This window comes from Clostridium lundense DSM 17049 (genome assembly GCF_000619945.1).
GTDB lineage: Bacteria > Bacillota > Clostridia > Clostridiales > Clostridiaceae > Clostridium_AO > Clostridium_AO lundense.
The window spans coordinates 183792-202768 of record NZ_JHVC01000002.1; the positions used below are offsets into that span (position 1 = coordinate 183792).

The 18977-nt window shown below is 28.4% G+C and carries 17 protein-coding genes, 1 tRNA gene and 1 pseudogene; 18 read left to right on the plus strand and 1 reads right to left on the minus strand.

Annotated elements, in window-relative coordinates; translation table 11 throughout:
* Positions 1-15: 15 nt before the first annotated feature.
* The 8 genes and pseudogenes from T514_RS0104705 (at position 16) to T514_RS0104745 (ending at position 7110) form a co-directional block, all read left to right on the plus strand.
* Positions 16-1011: a CPBP family intramembrane glutamic endopeptidase gene (locus T514_RS0104705; RefSeq protein WP_027623734.1), complete on the plus strand. Its 996-nt coding sequence runs from the start codon at positions 16-18 to the stop codon at positions 1009-1011.
* A 46-nt stretch (positions 1012-1057) separates the two neighbouring features.
* Positions 1058-2149: pseudogene (locus tag T514_RS27630) on the plus strand (ATP-binding cassette domain-containing protein); the annotation flags it as partial.
* Positions 2150-2200: 51 nt separating this feature from the next.
* Positions 2201-2416, plus strand: a complete 216-nt coding sequence (locus T514_RS27245) for a hypothetical protein (protein ID WP_027623736.1) — start codon at positions 2201-2203, stop codon at positions 2414-2416.
* Positions 2417-2541: 125 nt separating this feature from the next.
* A complete protein-coding gene (locus tag T514_RS0104720) occupies positions 2542-3117 on the plus strand; it encodes a LemA family protein (protein ID WP_027623737.1) in 576 nt (191 codons plus the stop codon).
* A 2-nt stretch (positions 3118-3119) separates the two neighbouring features.
* Complete coding sequence (locus T514_RS0104725) at positions 3120-3932, plus strand: TPM domain-containing protein (protein ID WP_027623738.1); 813 nt, start codon at positions 3120-3122, stop codon at positions 3930-3932.
* A gap of 240 nt (positions 3933-4172) precedes the next feature.
* Positions 4173-5165, plus strand: a complete 993-nt coding sequence (locus tag T514_RS0104730; protein WP_027623739.1) for a zinc dependent phospholipase C family protein — start codon at positions 4173-4175, stop codon at positions 5163-5165.
* Between the two features lie 195 nt (positions 5166-5360).
* Positions 5361-6410 carry an S-methyl-5-thioribose-1-phosphate isomerase gene (gene mtnA / locus T514_RS0104740; protein ID WP_027623740.1) on the plus strand — a complete coding sequence of 350 codons (1050 nt, stop codon included), beginning with the start codon at positions 5361-5363 and terminating at the stop codon, positions 6408-6410.
* A 46-nt stretch (positions 6411-6456) separates the two neighbouring features.
* On the plus strand, positions 6457-7110 hold the full coding sequence (locus tag T514_RS0104745) for a class II aldolase/adducin family protein (RefSeq protein WP_027623741.1): 654 nt from the start codon (positions 6457-6459) through the stop codon (positions 7108-7110).
* Positions 7111-7301: 191 nt separating this feature from the next.
* Here the strand turns inward: T514_RS0104745 and T514_RS0104755 are convergent, their stop codons facing one another.
* Complete coding sequence (locus T514_RS0104755) at positions 7302-8342, minus strand: M42 family metallopeptidase (protein WP_027623742.1); 1041 nt, start codon at positions 8340-8342, stop codon at positions 7302-7304.
* Between the two features lie 144 nt (positions 8343-8486).
* Between T514_RS0104755 and T514_RS0104760 the strand changes: the two genes are divergently transcribed.
* The 10 genes from T514_RS0104760 to T514_RS0104805 all read left to right on the plus strand — a co-directional run bounded on the left by T514_RS0104760 (position 8487) and on the right by T514_RS0104805 (position 18789).
* Positions 8487-9863 carry a VanW family protein gene (locus T514_RS0104760; RefSeq protein WP_027623743.1) on the plus strand — a complete coding sequence of 459 codons (1377 nt, stop codon included), beginning with the start codon at positions 8487-8489 and terminating at the stop codon, positions 9861-9863.
* 93 nt (positions 9864-9956) lie between these two features.
* Positions 9957-10907 (plus strand): AAA family ATPase, encoded by a 951-nt coding sequence (locus tag T514_RS0104765; RefSeq protein ID WP_027623744.1) that lies wholly within the window; start codon positions 9957-9959, stop codon positions 10905-10907.
* Complete coding sequence (locus tag T514_RS0104770) at positions 10904-12061, plus strand: DUF58 domain-containing protein (RefSeq protein WP_027623745.1); 1158 nt, start codon at positions 10904-10906, stop codon at positions 12059-12061. The genes T514_RS0104765 and T514_RS0104770 overlap by 4 nt, the downstream gene beginning before the upstream one ends.
* Positions 12062-12332: 271 nt before the next feature.
* The gene (locus T514_RS0104775; protein ID WP_169735798.1) at positions 12333-14321 is read left to right on the plus strand and encodes a transglutaminase-like domain-containing protein; all 1989 of its coding nucleotides are present in this window, start codon (positions 12333-12335) and stop codon (positions 14319-14321) included.
* 151 nt (positions 14322-14472) lie between these two features.
* Positions 14473-14555, plus strand: a tRNA-Leu gene (locus T514_RS0104780).
* 36 nt (positions 14556-14591) lie between these two features.
* On the plus strand, positions 14592-15365 hold the full coding sequence (locus tag T514_RS0104785) for an N-acetylmuramoyl-L-alanine amidase family protein (protein WP_027623747.1): 774 nt from the start codon (positions 14592-14594) through the stop codon (positions 15363-15365).
* Positions 15366-15433: 68 nt separating this feature from the next.
* Positions 15434-16267 (plus strand): Cof-type HAD-IIB family hydrolase, encoded by an 834-nt coding sequence (locus T514_RS0104790; RefSeq protein WP_027623748.1) that lies wholly within the window; start codon positions 15434-15436, stop codon positions 16265-16267.
* A gap of 68 nt (positions 16268-16335) precedes the next feature.
* Positions 16336-17343 (plus strand): spore photoproduct lyase, encoded by a 1008-nt coding sequence (gene splB / locus T514_RS0104795; protein ID WP_027623749.1) that lies wholly within the window; start codon positions 16336-16338, stop codon positions 17341-17343.
* 124 nt (positions 17344-17467) lie between these two features.
* Entirely contained in the window at positions 17468-17935 is a 468-nt protein-coding gene (gene trmL / locus T514_RS0104800; RefSeq protein WP_027623750.1) for a tRNA (uridine(34)/cytosine(34)/5-carboxymethylaminomethyluridine(34)-2'-O)-methyltransferase TrmL, read from the plus strand.
* A 14-nt stretch (positions 17936-17949) separates the two neighbouring features.
* Complete coding sequence (locus tag T514_RS0104805; RefSeq protein WP_027623751.1) at positions 17950-18789, plus strand: DegV family protein; 840 nt, start codon at positions 17950-17952, stop codon at positions 18787-18789.
* Positions 18790-18977: the final 188 nt, after the last annotated feature.

Below are 18977 nucleotides of genomic sequence, written 5' to 3' on the forward strand. Positions count from 1 at the left end.
ATGAGGTGGTAAAAAGTGTCTGAATACAATTTCTCCAACAAAGATCTTTTTATATTTTTTGCGGTAACTTTTGGCTTGACCATAGGTATGGGCATTGTTATGGGGTTTGCATACACTAAATACCCATTGGATTCTTTTACCTTGACACAGGCATATTATCCATCTATAGGTGTTATGACAGCTTTATTGTTAAACAAAGAAAGACGCAAAAACCTTCCCATGAAATTTTATGGAACTTATTTGTTTTTTACCATTACATCAATTTTAGTTCTTTTAATAGACATATATGTACTTCATAAAGATCCAAATGCGTATATGAACATGGTGTGGGTTATAGGAAGCATTACCTTATGTCTTGTATACTTTGCAGATAAAAAAGAGAAAATATATGATTTCGGATTGGGGCTTGGAAAAAATGTGAAGGCATCTATTGGGTATATTTTGTTATTTGTGGTTCTATGTATATGTGGAAACTTTTTAAGTGCACTTACCTTGGGAAACGGTAAAAAATTTATTGATGCTTTCATAAACACAAAAAGATCCACTGGCTTGATTTACTTCCCGAGTCTGTGTATTGCATTTTTAGGAGAAGAATATGGCTGGAGATATTTCCTTCAACCTGCTCTTCAACAAAGAATCGGTAAACGAAAGGGTGTAATTCTTTTGGGCATTATATGGGGTATATGGCATTTGCCAATAAACCTGTTTTATTATAGTCCAATGACGCCTTTTTACTCTATTCTAAATCAATTGATTATCTGTATTTCCTATTCTATATTCTTTGGTTTTGTGTATATGAAGACAGAGAACATATGGACTGTTTCTATAATCCATTGCGTAAACAATGGAATTCTTCCTATTCTTAACAATGCTGTAGGGATTAATGTTGTTCTTAACGGGAAATTAGTATTAGCAAACTTAATTTGTTTCTGTGTAGTCTATTTGCCTTTCCTATTTACAAAAGAATACAGGAAGGATGAAAGAGAAGTAGAGTTTACAAATAAGTTATAACAAAGTTTAAGGAATATGAAATATGACGCAATATAATTTAGAAGTTATGAACCCTATATATTTTGGGTTAACAAAATATTTCAAATATAGGAGAAACTCAGTTATCAATTTTTATCTTACCTTAGTAGTTCTAATAGTTCCAATTATTAAGTATTTTATAGTTAAAAACATAAATATAAAGCAATTTAAAATAATAAAAGCTAGAACTAATCAGGAGAGAAAGGCATGGTATTGTGATTATATTATCAAAAATGGAGATAGTTATAAAGAATTAAAAACTTATAAATTATTTGATTACTTTATAAATAAGTACAAGAAATATATTGAGGGCTTTAATGCACAGGATTTAAAGATTGCAAAGCAATCTACATTATATCTGTCCATTGTGGATATTGTTGAGCAGATTTTAACTGCACTTATGTTTGCTTACGTTGCTTATAGTGGATATATTGGTGAAATGTTAATAGGAAATGTCATAACTTATACAAGGACAATTATGGATATAAAGTCTTATATTCAAAAAATATTGGAAGCATTTGCAGGTATACAAAAGGAAAGTATTTTTATAGATCAATTATACGATTTTTTAAATTTAAATAATAAAAGGGAAGTAACAAATTTAAAGAAAATAGATGAAATAAGAATAGAACATCTTTATTATAAGTATAAAGAATATGGAGACTACATATTAAAAGATATTAATTTAACTATAAAAAATGGTGATTTTACTGCTATAATAGGCAGAAATGGAAGTGGGAAAACTACTTTAATAAAAATAATAATGGGATTCTACAATGATTATGAAGGTAATATATACATAAATGGAATTGACTTGAGAGAAATAGACAAATCTGAGTTATTAAAAAGAATAGGAACTCTATTTCAGGATTTTGCTAAGTTTGAAGCTACTTTTAGAGAAAATATAAGCTATGGAAATTTAGATATTATGGGAAACGACAATCGAATTAATGAAATTAGTAATAAATTCAATTTGAAGAGCTTGACAGCTAATGAACCTAAAAACATTGATGTTTAGTTAGGTTATTGGTTTGATGATGGTAAACAAATATCAATCGGTCAATGGCAGAGGGTTGCCTTAGCAAGAGCATTTGTAAAAGAAGCTGATTTATATATATTAGATGAACCTAATGCAGCGTTAGATGCTATATCAGAATACAATTTGTCTAATATGTATAATGATTTATTGAAAAATAAAATAGGTATAATTGTAGCTCATAGATTCAACAATTTTATTAAGCAGGCTAATAATATAATTGTTTTAGAAAAAGGAGTTGTTGTAGAAAGCGGGACCCATGAAGAACTCATTGATTTAAAAGGAATTTATAATACGCTATATAATATTCAAATAGGTAATTATGAAACGTATATAAATATATTTAATTAAAATGGAATGTATTTTTGTTATAACAAATTATTTGTATTAATAGTTTGGTAGTGTATAATATAATAAAAAGTAAAGAAGAGAGGTGAGGTTTAGTGGTGGGATACGCTCCCTCACTAAAGGCAAAAATGAATAAAACATTAAGAAATGTATTAATAGTACTTGGAATATTAATAGTATTAATTGCACCAATAATATCTAGTTATAATAAAATGGTATCTTTAGATCAAAAGGTAAAAAGGGCAGAATCTAATATAGATAGCGATCTTCAAAGAAGATCTGATTTAATACCTAATTTAGTAGAAACAGTTAAAGGATATGCAAAACAGGAAAAGGATGTATTTACTGATATAGCTAATGCTAGAGCAAAACTTGGTGGAGCACAGAATATAACAGATAGAGCTAATGCGGATAATGAATTATCTAGTGCTCTTTCAAGGTTACTTGTAGTTGTAGAAAGATACCCTGAACTTAAATCTAATGAAAATTTTAGATCATTAATGATTCAGTTAGAGGGAACAGAAAATAGAATTAATATAGCTAGAAAGGATTATAATAGTACTGTAGACGAATATAATTCTACTATTAAAGGCTTCCCTAAATCTATAATAGCATCAATTTTTAGATTTGAAGAAAAGAGCTATTATAAGGCTAGTGAAGGAGCAAAGGTAGTACCAAAAGTAGATTTTAACGTAGGTAAATAATTATGAAAAAATTTAAAAAGTTTTTAGGGTTACTATTTTTTATATTAATATTTTCTGTTTTTCCTGTAAACGCAGAAATAAATATACCAAAGCCCACAAACTTAAAATATGTAAATGATTATGTCAATGTATTAAGCCCAGAGGCAAAGGAATATATAGTGTCTGTAGGAAAAGAACTAGAAGATAAAACAGGGGCCCAATCAGTAGTAGTTATTGTAAACTCCCTTGGAGAATACGATATAGAAACCTATGCCAATACTCTTTTTAGAAAGTGGCAAATAGGGCAAAAGGAAAAAAACAATGGTCTTCTTATACTAGTTTCTATGCAGGATAAGAAGAGAAGAGTTGAGGTAGGATATGGCTTAGAGGGACCTATACCAGATGCATATACTGATAGGGTAATGGAAAGCCTTTTTAAACCAGCTTTTAAAAATAAAGATTATGACAAGGGAATAAAGGAGTCCTATTCAGCTTTTGCAGATGCCATAGCTAAAGAATATAATGTAAAATTAGAGAAAAATGAAAAAGTTACATTACCGCAACAACAGAAAAATAATAAAACTTCATCCGCAGGACCTGTTATAAAAATAGTATTATTCTTATTTATACTTGATTTAGTATTGAATAGGGGTAGAGTTACTAGGCAATTATTAAGTTTCCTATTCTGGGATTCATTCTGGAATGGAAGAGGAGGCCGTGGTGGTGGTGGCGGTTTCGGAGGTGGTGGTTTTGGCGGAGGTTCCTCTGGTGGGGGAGGCTTCGGTGGCTTTGGAGGAGGCTCCTCAGGAGGAGGAGGATCTTCCGGAGATTGGTAATGTAAAAATTGGCAATAGATTTATTTAGTGGAGAATTGAAAATGAAAAACTCAATTCTCCATTTTTAGCTTTAATTTTAAGCTTTTCTGTAGTGATAATGGAAGAAAAGTATCCATAACTGTCAATTGTCTTCTATAAACTAAAAAAGTGCGATGCACTTTTTTATTGTGTTTTTTGAATAATAAATACAGCAATTGAGAATTATAAAAACAAAACTGCAATTATTTGGGAGGGACTCATATGCCAGATTCAAGAACACATATTTTAGCATGTAATGAAATAGCAGAAGGTATACAAAATAATAAATATAAAAGTATTATAGAAGATAATATAAAATTTTATCAATATGGATCACAAGGACCAGATATATTTCTTTATTATTGTGCATTAATACCTAGTAAGCATAAGAGAGTTATGAAGTTAAGCCAGCGTCTTCATACAGATAAAACGGGGAATTTTATTATATATTGTATAGATAAATTAAAGGAATGGAAGGATGAGGATGACTATAATATATTACTTTGTTATATACTGGGGTTTATAACTCATTATGCATTAGATACTTCTGTACATCCATTTATATATTATTTTGGTGGAATATATCATCCGGATTTGCCACAAACAAAGAAGTATGATGTTTATCATAAGCAATTGGAAAAAATTATCGGCTTTATAGAATTAGAGAAAAAAAGAGGTACAGTTGCTTATAATACTCCACTATGTAATGAAGTAAATATAGGGAAAAATGTACCTGAGATAATAAGTAGACTATATTTTAATGCTTTATATGATATATACAATTTAGAGATAAAAAATTATGTAATAAATTATTGTTATAAGGACATGAAATTTGGAATTAGATTTTTAATGGAACCAAATGCAATAAAGAATGGAATTTTTGCTATTGCAGAATATATAATTAGAAAAAAAACTAATGCTAATATAGTTATATATCCAAAAAAGATAAAGGATAAGTTAGATTATTTAAATAAAGAACATAGAAAATGGAATCATCCATGTAATATAGAAGAAGTAACACAAAAAGATGTAGAGCAGTTATATATGGAGGGAGTTAAAAAAGGAATAGATATAACTAATGTGGCTATAAAATATTTGGAAAATGAAATTAATAAGGAGGAATTAATAAAAAGCTTTCCTAATTTATCTTACGAATCTGGGAAGCCATTAGATGAATATAAAAAAATGTTATATTATAAATGCATATTTGAATAAAGGAAAGAAGTGTTTTTGCAAAACTTATGGAAAATTTATACTTAAATGTTATAATTAGATGGAGATTTACTTGCTTCAATTAAAGTTTAGAAGAATTTATCTAGGGCTGTATTCGCTATTATATATTCACTTTAAGAAGTTGAATATACTGGGCAGGTACATATTAGATAAATCTAATTAAGAGGAGGATGAAAAATGGCACAAGTAAAAACTATAGAATGGAAGGATGATAAGCTTATTCTTATTGATTGTACAAAGCTTCCTCTAAAAGAGGAATATTTGATTTGTAAAAAATACTCTGATTTAGCTAAGGCTATTAAGTCATTAGCTGTAAGAGGTGCGCCAGCTATAGGAGTATCAGCAGCTTATGGAGTAGTGCTGGCAGCTATAGAGGGAGAAAAGGAAAATAATAATAAAGAACAATATATGGAGTTTATTTATAAAGCAATTGAACAATTAGCTTCTACAAGACCTACAGCAGTAAATTTATTTTGGGCATTGGATAGAATGAAAATGATATTAGATATTAATAAAGAGTTATCTAAAAATAAAATTAAAGAAAAATTATTAAATGAAGCTAATTTAATATATGAAGAAGATATACAATGTAACAAGAATATAGGAAAGTATGGAAATGAAGTTATTCCTCATAGGGCTAATGTACTAACCCATTGTAATGCAGGGGCACTAGCTACAGCAGGTTATGGAACTGCTCTAGGAGTAATAAGATATGCTCACCATTTGGGTAAAAATATTCATGTATATGCTGATGAAACTAGACCCCTTTTGCAAGGTGCACGATTAACAACATGGGAGTTACAAAAAGAAGACATACCTGTTACACTAATAACCGATAATATGGCAGGGTATGCAATGAAGCTTAATAAAATAAATTTAGTCATTACAGGAGCAGATAGAATTACTGCTAATGGAGATACAGCAAATAAAATAGGAACTTATTCAGTAGCGCTTTTAGCTAAAGAACATAACATTCCATTTTATATAGCAGCGCCAATATCTACCATAGACATGAATTTAAAATCAGGAGATGAAATAGTGATAGAGGAGAGAGATAATCAAGAAGTAAGAGAAGTATTTGGACAAGCAATAGCTCCTAATAATATAGATACATTTAACCCTGCATTTGATGTTACACCGAACGAATATATAACTGGCATAATAACTGAAGTAGGCATATTAAGACCTCCTTATAACATATCTATAAAAAATGCAATGAAGCTTTAAAAAATTACTTGGCGATTTTTTTTAAATAAAAGCGGGGGTGGGTAATATGTTTGAAAAAGAAAAACAGCAAATAGTAAATATGTCATTAAGATTATATAATGAAAAATTAATCGTAGGTACATGGGGGAACCTGAGTATGAGATTGAAAGATAAAAATGGTGAGGAACTATATCTCGTGACCCCATCAGGAATGGAATATGAGGATACTAAAATTGAAGATTTGGTTATACTTAATGAACAAGGAGATATAGTAGAAGGCCATAGAAATCCTACTTCAGAATTAAAAATGCATATAAAAATATATAAATCTATCAATAATATAAATGCTATTATTCACACCCATAGCACTTATGCTACAGCTTGTGCAGTAGCAGGGGTTACTATACCTATGATGGTGGAGGACATGATTCAACATATAGGAGGGGATGTAAGAGTTGCAAAATATGCTCTTCCAGGTACTGATGAATTAGCTTCTTATGCAGTAGAAGCACTAAAGGAAAGAAATGGAGCATTGCTTAAAAATCATGGAGTAATAGGAATAGGAAAAAGCATGGTAGATGCCTATAAATCCTGTATATTAATAGAGAAGAGTGCTAAAATACTTATATATGCTAAAATATTAGGGCATGTACATCTTTTGAGTACAGAAGATGCTGAAAAAATGATTGAATATTATAATAATAAATATGGACAAAAATAGTTATATATAGTGAAGAATTAATAATGAATAGTGAGCAGTTAAGGAAAGAACCTATTATCTATGCAAAATTTATAGGTAATAGAAAGGCCTTGCAATGCAAGGCCTTTCTAAATTATATGCATACTTTTAACACAGTTAAAAATATAATAATTTATTAGTTACTCTTAATTATTCAGTCCTCATTAAATGAACTATTCTGTTTGACAATACTTGATTATCAAATCTAAAGTAGATAAGATACCTTCCATGTGCGTTCTTTCATATCCATGGGAAGCAAATACTCCTGTTCCTATTAAGGCAGTTTTAATATCCCAACCTGCGCGTAAGGCTGCAGAAGCATCAGAACCGTAATGAGGATATATATCTATTTTATAAGGAATATTTTGTTCTTTACATATATTAACTAGTTTCTTTCTTAATTCTAGATCATATGGGCCAGAGGAATCTTTAGCACATATACATACTGCATATTCTGAAGAGTTTTGATCTAAACCAGGAGCACCCATATCTACAGATATGAATTCTTTTATATTTTTAGGAAGAGCAGCAGAGGCACCATGGCCGACCTCTTCATAATTACTTATAAAAAAGCTAGTTGTATATGGAAGTTCTATAGAATTTTCTACTAAGTATTTTATTGCATAAAGGATAATAGCAGCACTTGCCTTATCATCCAAATGTCTACTTTTTACAAAACCGCTAGGGGTAAATGCAGTTCTAGTACTAAAACATACAAAGTCTCCCACATCTATACCAAGTTTTTGGGTATCTTCCTTTGAAAATACCTTTTCATCAATAACTATTTCCATATTTTCTGGAACTCTTTTTAGTTCACGGGCTTCATCTCCGCTTATATGGACGGAAGGTTTAATACTTTGAATTGTTCCAGTGATTTTTCTACCATCAAGAGTTTCTATAGTGCAGTTTTCACCTTCAATAGAATTCATCATGAAGCCACCAACAGGAACAAATGAAAGAGTCCCGTTAGACTTTATACTTTTAACCATGGCTCCTAATGTATCTATATGTGCTGAAAATACTCTCTCATAATCTTTATTTTTTCCTTCTAATGTAATAACAACAGCACCCTTATTAGTGATAAAATAAGGAACATTTAATATATGTAATTCTTCTTTAATATAGTCCATTACTTTTTCAGTAAACCCACTAGGACTTGGAATGGTTAGAATATTTTTAAGATAATATTTGATTTTTTCGTCATTATATTCCATAAAAATCACTCCCTTTATAGTTTTTACTCTTGTTCTATTATATTCTATCATAGTGAAAACTTTCATGTCATAAAAATCTCGCAATTATTGTATAAATAATTATTTATAGTATAATTAATAAGTGTAAATTGCGAGGTGATGCATATGGTAAGAAAAAAGAAATCTAAGAAAAAAGGACTTATAATAATATTTAGTTTATTAGCCGTAATTTTACTGGGAATTGTTTCAGCTGGTGTAACTTATGCATATAGTTATGTGAAATATTATGATAACTTATTTTACCCAGGAGTTAAAGTAGAAGGTGTAGATCTATCTGGCAAAAAGTTTGATGAAGGCAAAAAGATTATAAAAGAGCAATTAGACGATAAAATACCTAACAAAAAATTAATTATAAAAACTCCAGATAAGAATTATACTTTAACTTTTGATAAAATTAATGCCAATTATGACGAGGATAAGGTTCTTCAGCAAGCTTATTCTTATGGCAAGAATCTAAACTTAATTAGTAAATATAAGTTAATAAAGAATGCAAAGGAAAAGGTATATAAGTTTAACTTTTCTTATAATCAAAAACCAATAAAGGATCTTATAGAACAGATTGAAAAAGATGTAAATAGAAATGCGGAAAATGCTAAGATTAGCAAGTCATGGAGCGGATTTGATATAACTGCTGAAAAAACAGGTAAAAAGTTAAATAAGGACAAGCTACAGCAAGAAATATTTGAAAAAATTGATGGAGATACTGAAAAAGATATAGAAGTAAATGCACCAATAGATGAGATAAAACCTCATATAGTTAAAGAAAAATTATCTAGTATAAATAATTTAATATCAACTTTTCATACTAATTATGGAGATATTTCTTCTAGTCAAAGGGCAAATAATATTCAAATTGCTACAAAAGGCATAAATAATACAATATTAATGCCAGGGGACGTATTCAGTTTTAATGACATAGTAGGAGAAAGAACTGAAGCAAGGGGGTATCAATCAGCTGCAGTTATAGTAGGAAATCAAGTGGATTCAGGGCTTGGAGGAGGAATATGTCAGGTATCCTCAACTTTATATAATGCTGCACTTAAAGCTAATTTAAAATCTGTAGAGAGAGTACATCATACTTTACCTTCAAGTTATGTGCCTTTAGGTAGAGATGCCACAGTAGATTGGGGAAATATAGATTATAAGTTTAAAAACACATTACCATATCCTATATATATAGAAGGAATTACTAGTGGAGGAAATGTTACTTTTAATATTTATTCAAATTCGTCATTAACAAGCAGATACTATGATATAACTACAGATGTCTATTCTAGAATAGAAACTACTACAAAAAAGGTAAATGATCCAAACCTTTTAATTGGTACAGAAGAAGTAGTACAGAAGCCTTATACAGGATTTAAAGTAAATGTATATAAAAACACTTATGAAAATGATAAATTAATTAATAAGGAGCTTATATCTAATGACTTTTATAGACCGGTAGAAGGTCTAATAAAAGTAGGAACTAAGAAAAAGTAAAAGTAAGGTTGTGCATTATTAAAAAACAATGTACAACCTTACTTTTGGTTTATGGTATATAATGTGTATAATATTTACAAAGGAGTGTTGATTATGGGAGAAAGAGAATTAATAAAGAATATAGTTTATAATATTGATAAGGTAATTATAGGAAAGGAATATGAAATTTATAATATAATAAAGGGTATTATTGCTAATGGACATATACTTATAGAAGATGTTCCTGGGGTAGGCAAGACTACATTGGTAAAGGCTTTGGCTAAATCTCTAAATTTATCTTATAAAAGGATACAGTTTACACCAGATTTACTTCCATCAGATATTTTAGGAATATCTATTTATAATCAAAAGACCATGGAATTTGAATTTAAAAAAGGCCCTATATTCTCTAATATAATATTAGCAGACGAAATAAATAGAACTTCACCTAAAACGCAATCTGCACTTTTAGAGGTAATGGAAGAAAAGCAGGTTTCAGAGGGAAATGAAACTTATAAATTAGATGAACCTTTTATAGTATTAGGAACTCAAAATCCTATAGAATATGAGGGCACTTTTACATTACCTGAAGCACAATTAGATAGATTTATACTCAAAGTAAATATAGGATATCCGGAAAAGGTTTATGAAAGCCAAATGTTAAAAGTTTATAAGAACAATGATCCTTTAAAGAATATAGGTAAAGTTGCAGATGCTACAGATATTATACAAATTCAGAAAAAAGCAAGAGATATTCATGTATCGGATGAAATAAATTATTATATAGTAAATATAGCAGAGGCTACAAGAAATAACAAATGTCTGTCATTGGGAATAAGTCCTAGAGCATGCCTAGCTTTATTGAGAGTATCTCAGGCATCTGCTCTTATAAATGGAAGAGATTATGTAATACCAGAAGATATAAAAGAAAATTCTATTTCTGTTTTAAGTCACAGAGTTATAATGTCTCCTTATGGAAGAGCTAATAACTATACTAGAGAAGAGGTAATTAAGGAGATATTAAAAATCTTACCAGTCCCAAAGATAAAGGGTGATAAAATATGATAAAGGTTGGAAATAAAAATTTTTTGGTATTGTTTTGTATTTCTTTTATCTATGCTTATTTACAAGGTGGAAATTTACCATATTCAATATTTTATGCACTATTATGTATTGTAAGTTTTTCCTTAATATATGTGTTGATAATAGGAAGAAATATAGTTATAGATATAAAATTTAGTAGAGATACCTTTTACACTTTTGAGGACACAGAAATCCATACGGTAATTAAGAATTATGGTATATTACCTGTGTATTATATAGAGATGCATAATACAGTTCTTTATGAATTAGATAAGAGTTATAAAGGATATGTTTTTAGCTTGGATATGGATGCAAATAAACGATTAAATACAAAAGTAAGATTTTTTACTAGAGGAATATACAATTTTGGAGAAAGTAAGCTATACTTTAAGGATTTTTTTTCACTTTTTAATTTTGAAAAGGTTATAAAAAAGAGAAATATAATTAAGGTATATCCTAAAATTTATCATCTAGATAAATTTAATTTTTCTGGAGAAGATTTATTTAACACTACAATAAAAGAAAAAGGAAACATTAGAGAGGACTATTCTATAAGCGATATAAGAAAATATAGAACAGGAGATAATTTAAGAAATATTCATTGGAAAATAAGTGCTAAGTATGGAGAGTTATACACAAAAAACCTTGAGATGGTTAATGGAGAAAAAACTAACATTATATTAAATATGAATAAAGAAGATTATTTCAATGAAAAAAGCGAAGAAAAAGAAGAAGAATTAATAGATTTAACCTCTTCTTTAATTAATATGATGATAGTTAGGGGGATAAAAAGTAATTTGCATATTTGTAATAATGAAATGAAAAGTTTTAGTGTAAGTAAAAGGAATGATTTTCAAGAAATAATGGAGTACTTTTTAATGCATAAAAGTGAGGGCGAAGAAGACTTTTTTAAGTTTATTATAGACAATTTAAATAGAATAGATAAAAATAGTTTTGTGATACTTATAACTCCAAAAATAAACGAGCAAATAAAAGATAATTTAATATATCTAAGAAGATTAGGATATAAAATTTTAGCTTTCTATTCTGTAAGTAGTTTTGACAATATTGAGAATGTATCTACTCTAAAGGAAATGAATATAAGATGTATAAGTTTTAATGAAGCTATTGGCTAATGAAAGGATATATTTTATGGAAGATTTCAAAAATAATATAATATATATATGTTTAATATATATTAATATGTTTTTTATAATGATAGTTATGAAGAAATGTTTTAAAATAAATAACTTTTCTTATGGATTTTTTACTTTTATGTTTATTTTAGCATCAATTATATATTGCTTTTATAGTAGCTTATTAAAGAGATTTTTATATAGGCTTCTATTTATATTATTGATTATTTTGTTTTCATTATTATTTATATATTATAATACAGGTTATTTAATGAAGTTGTATAATTTAAATATAAAATATGTAACGGAGTTAAATAACAGCATATATAATGGAGAAATGACAGCATTTTATCAATTCAAGGTTATCTTGGCTATAATAATCCCATTACTTATGTTTTTAACATTATGGATTAGTAACAAAGTATGGTCTAATTTTATATTGCTTATTACCACATCTTCCATGGTGTTTTTTTGGCATTATGGATATACAGAAGCAATAAAAAAATATACGCCCTATTTTATTATTATAAGTATTATTACTTATTGTATAAGTACTTATATGAGTAATATAGATGATTTAAAATATAGAGAAGTAAAAATATTTATATCTTCAAAAAAAATAGTAGTATATGTAGTTATGATAAGTTTTTTTATAACAGTAGTTCAAGGTTTTCTTCCTAAGGAGATAGGAGGAAAGTATAACAGGGAAAGTGCAAAGAAAATTATAAATAAATTTTCAACTAATAGAAGAGATTTAGAAAATGTGTACAATATAAGTTCTTCAGGTTATACAAATACAGACAAAAAGCTTGGAGGACCAATTACTATAGACAATAAAGAAGTTTTTAAGGTTAAAGCAGATAGGCCATATTATCTAAGAGGTATCAGTAAAGAGTATTATGATGGATTCTCTTGGAAGGGCATTCAAAATAATTATGAAAGAGTTGATAAGAATAATTATGCATTGGAACCAAAGGGTAGTAATATCCTCTCTATATTAGGAGAATCAAAAGTTGACTATATTACAATCTATCCTAAATACATTAATACATCTACTTTATTTGCTCCTATGTATACTACAGGTGTAGATATAAAAGGAGAAAAAGTATTCTATGATAAGGACAATAATTTTATAGCATCCAATGATATAAATAAGGAGTATACTGTAAAGTTTTATAATGATAATTTGAAATACTCTGTAATGTCAAATAATATATATAACAAAAAAAATATTATTACTACTATAATGGACTATGGATATAAACGGTCGTTAAGTTTAGAACCAGAAAAATTTAAAGAGTATGATGTATATTTACAATTGCCAGATAATATTCCAAAGAGAGTATTTGATTTGGTTAAAAATATTACTAAGGGGGAAAAGGATCCTGGAGAAAAAGTGTTTAGAATTTATCAGTACCTTAATGAAAATTATAAGTATTCTTTGGAAGTTCCACCACTATCAGATGGAAAGGAATTTGTAGATAACTTTTTGTTTAAAGAAAAAAGAGGCTATTGTACTTACTTTGCTACTGCAGCTACTATAATGTGTAGAATAGCTGGAATACCAGCAAGATATGTAGAAGGATTTAACATGACTTATGATAAGGATACGAACGGACTATTTATTGTATCTAATAAGAATGCACATGCTTGGTCAGAAGTATTGATTGATCCTCTTAGTAATAGCTGGTCTATATTAGATACAGTACCCTCAGCACCAGATGAGATACAAAGAGATTTAGAGAAACAAAAAGAAAATGTAAATCAAGGGAGTGCTAAGATTGAGGAACACAATAAAAATAATATAAAAAAAACTGAGGAAAAAACTATAGAAAAAGAAGAAATTAAAAATTATAAAGAATGGTATTTTAGCAGCTTATTTGGATTATTGTTATTAATGCTTTTTTCAATAATAGTAAGAATATTAATAATTGTAAACAATAGAAGGAAAGTTATTAAGGCTAAAAGTATAATTCCCCTGTATTTATATATAATTAGTAGACTAAAATCTATAGGCATATATAAGAATGAAAATGAAGGTGACAAGGAATTTATTCAGAATATAGAGGATGTATCCTTAAAATTTAAAATGGAAGAGATAATAGAACATGTCTATATTGAGTTCTATGGAGAAAAACAAAATATAATAGAATATAACGAAAAAGAAGAGTTATATGAATTTATAGAAAAATATATAAAAGAGAATCAAGGAAGAGGCAAGTATTATACAGTAAAATTTTTTAGGCGAATCAAGAGTTAGAAATAGAAAAGTTATATGTAAAAGTACTATAATATTACATATAACTTTTTTATTAATTTTATTCTGCCGTTATATAAAATATTCCAAATATGTGATATAATATTAAACATCAAGTGATTTTTAGGCTAAGATGAGAATGGAAAAATAAAATGCGGGTATGGCGGAATTGGCAGACGCACTAGATTCAGGTTCTAGCGGGAAACCATGCAGGTTCAAGTCCTGTTACCCGCACCACAAAAAATACAATAAAAAAGGATAGTGAAGAAGTATATGAGAAGAAAGAACAAGGAAAGATTACTAGTTTCTTGTATTTTTTTTAACTTATTAATGGTATTATTTGTAAATTGTGATATAAAATACAATAAAAATATACTTGTAGTAAGCAAACCTCATGTTGTATTGGGAGAGAAGAAAAAAGTTGCTAAAGAAAATTTGGATAATCTAAAAATGGACAAGCCGTTTAAAATGGATGAAAAAATTGATAGAAAATTGGATAGAATAATAGTAGTTGATCCAGGTCATGGAGGAGTTGATAAGGGTACCAATATAGGTAATTTGTACGAAAAAAATATAAATTTAGCAATAGCCTCTTATACAAAATCTTATCTTCAGCAGAATGGTTTTAAGGTGTATATGACAAGAGAGGAAGATAAATTAATTCCATTAAAAGAAATAGGTAACTTTGTTAATGATATAAGACCTGAAGTTTTTGTGTCAATTCATGTAAATTCTTTTAAAGAGAACAAATATGAAGGTATATCTACCTATTATTATGACCCTAACGGGTTTCAGAGAGAAGAAAGAATTGAATTAGCTAAAAGCATACAAAAGCAAAATATAAAAGATGGAATATGGCATGATAGAGGAATACTAAGGCAGAATATAGCAGTATTAAGATATAGCAATTCTAACTGTGTTTTAGTAGAGTGTGGATTTATAACTAATGAGGGTGATAGAAAGAAATTACAGGACGAAAGTATATTAAAAAGTACTGGTGAAAATATTGCTAAAGGTATAATTAATTATATTAATAATAAAAACTAATAAAATTAAATATAGCTTTTTCTGTTATAATAAAATGTAGCAATAAAATAAGAAGGGAATGTTGTCAATTGTCATATAAACTAATATGCACAGATATGGATGGCACATTGCTTAATAGCAATAATGAAATAAGTAAAAGAAATTTGGAGGCTATTAAGAAGGCTTCTGAAAAAGGAGTGCAGGTAGCTGTAAGTACAGGAAGATTATTTGTGTCAGCAAATTATTATGCAGATTTAATTGGAGTAAAAACTCCAGTTATAGCATCTAACGGTGCTTATATAAGAGATAAGAACAAGGATAAAGTTATATATAAATCACTTTTAGGTTATAAAAACTGTAAAAAAATTATAGAGATAATTAAAAAGTATGATATGTATCCTCATTTCAATACTTATAATGGTATTATTACAGAAAAATTGGTTTATTCATCAAAATTTTATTCTAAAATGAATGAGAGTCTCCCAGAAGACAGAAGAATTAATATAATGATTACTTCAAATTGGGAGGAAAGTTTTAAGGAATATGAAAATGAAATACTAAAGTGTATAGTTATAGATAAAGACTATGAAAAGTTAAAGCTAGTTAAAGAAGAGTTATTAAAAGAAGAAGGATTAGAAGTAGTGAGTTCTTTTGTAAACAATATAGAAATTATGACTAAAGGAGTTTCTAAGGGAAATGCTGTTAGCATACTTGCAAATTACTATAATTTAACTAGAGAAGAAGTAATGTGTATAGGGGATAGTGAAAATGATCTTTCTATGATAAAATTTGCAGGAATGGGAATAGCAATGGGTAATGGTAATGAATTGGTAAAGAGTAATTCTGATTATATAACAGATACTAATAATGAAGATGGTGTAGCAAAGGCAATAGGAAAATTTATATTATCAAGCGATTCTTAGCTCCAGAAGCGTAGCTATCGGATAAAAATGTAATAAATAAACATACTAGTATTATGGAGGTGTGTAGTATGTTTATTCCTAAAAGAGTGATATTTGAAGAAAATGCTTTAAATTATGAGTTGGGCAAAAATCTTTTAAAGAGATTTAAAAATGAGAATATAGATATTCTATATTCCAAAAATGGAAGAATTACAGGTATACCAGGAAAAGATAATAGACAAATGTATATTGAAGGCAAAAATACCTTGGTAGTGGGAGTAAGGAAAACTTTGAATTTTGAATCTTGCAAGCCATCCGCTCATTATCAACTTCCTATAGTTAGTGGTTGTATGGGTATGTGTGAATATTGTTATCTAAATACTCAAATGGGTAAGAAACCATATATTAAAATTCATGCGAATATAGAAGAGATATTGGATAAAGCGGGAGAGTATATAGAAAGTAGGAAGCCAGAAATAACTATTTTTGAAGGGGCGGCTACTTCGGATCCCATACCTGTGGAAACTTATAGTGAAGCTTTAAAGAAATCTATAGAGTATTTTGGAGAAAACCAGAATTCTTTGTTTAGGTTTGTTACAAAGTATACTGATGTAGATGATCTTTTAAATTTAAAGCATAATGGAAGAACTACTATAAGATTTAGTATAAATACCAAAGATGTAATAACCAGATTCGAACATAGAACACCAAGTTTAGAGGAAAGGCTAAAAGCTGCTAAGAAAATTGGAGAAAGTGGATATAATTTAGGATTTATTATAGCACCAGTATTTATTTATCCATCATGGGAAAAAGATTATTACGATGTATTAGAAAACATATATGATAATTTTAAAGGAATAAACTTGAAATTTGAAGTAATATCCCATAGATTTACTAAAAGAGCAAAAGAAAATATATTAACTATATATTCTAATACTCTACTACCTATGGAAGAAGAATTAAGAAAATTTAAGTTTGGGCAATTTGGATATGGCAAGTACATATATAAGGATGAAGAATTAAATTATATGAAGGATTTTTTTAAGAAAAATATAATCAAATTATTTGGAGAAGAAAGTATAAATTATATTATATAGCAGCGTAATACAAAAAATGTAAAATGGTATTTTCATATCTTTACTATTTTCATATAATAGAGTAATATATTTATGTGAATGTAAATTCAATATAGTAATTGCGTTAGTACAAGGGGGAATACAATTGAACTTAAATATAGTATTATTTCAACCAGAGATTCCACAGAACACAGGGAATATAGCTAGAACTTGTGTACTTACAAATTGTAAACTTCATTTAATAAAACCTTTAGGATTTAGTTTAGATGAAAAACATTTAAAAAGAGCAGGTCTTGATTATTGGCCTTATTTAGACATAGAGATACATGAATCCTATGAAGACTTAAGAGAGAAATATAAGGATGGAACATTTTATTTCTCCACAACTCATGGAGAAAACTATTATAATGACGTAAATTTTAAAGAAGGAGACTTTATTGTATTTGGCAGGGAATCCTGTGGATTACCTGATGAAATAAGAAATAGTGATCCAGAAAGATGTATAAAAGTACCTATGATAAATACTACCACTAGATCACTAAATCTCTCCAATACAGTAGCTATTGTTACTTATGAGGCATTAAGGCAGATGGATTATCCGAATATGAAATAAAAGGGGGTTGGAGTATGCAGAAAATAAAGATAATAACAGATAGTACAGCAGACCTACCCAAAGAAATAGTTGAAGAGCATGATATTGAGGTTTTACCACTGCTTGTTAATTTCGGAGAAGAAACTTATATAGATGGAATTGATATAGATACACAGACATTATTAGAGAAGATGGAGAGTTCAGAGGACTTTCCAATTACAGCTCAGGTAAATCCTCAAAGATTTTTAGAGTGTTATAAAGGATATTTAGATGAAGGGTACAAAATAGTATCAATACATTTGTCGTCAAAAATGAGTGGAACTTATCAATCTGCATGTATCGCCAAGGATATGCTAGAAACAGATTGTATAAAAGTTATTGATTCTTTAAATGTAACTTCCGGATTAGGACTATTAGTTCTAAAAGCAGCTACATTAAAAGAAGCAGGATTAGATATTGGAGAAATAGAAAAAGAAATAATAAAAGCGGTACCACATGTGAAAAGTGTACTTGCCTTTGAGTATTTAGACAATTTAGTTAGAGGTGGAAGGTTATCAAGAACAGCAGGAATAATTGGAAATGTCTTAGGGATAAAGCCAATATTGGCTGTTAGCAATGGAGAAATGGTAGTTATAGATAAGGTTAGGGGTAGTAAAAGAGCTATAAGATATATAATGGATTATTTGGACAAGGTAGGCATAAAAGAGGATGAGCCTGCTATATTACTTCATATAGCTAATAAGGATATTCTAACTAATCTAAGGGAAACTATAAAAGAAAAAGGAAATCAGTTTATAGAATGTGAAGTTGGATGTGTTGTAGGAGTTCATGCTGGCAAGGATGCTTGTGGTGTGTTTTTTATAGAAAACTATTAAGATAATTTGTGATGATACAATAAATATATTTATAATTATTGTATTGTCATTTTGTAATATGAAAATGGTTACATATAATGTTGTACTATGTAGTGATCATTAATCATAGGAACAACATGTGGAATTAGTATATTAAATAAAAATACTAATCTAGTTAAAAAACCAAGTATAATTTTTTATATAACTAA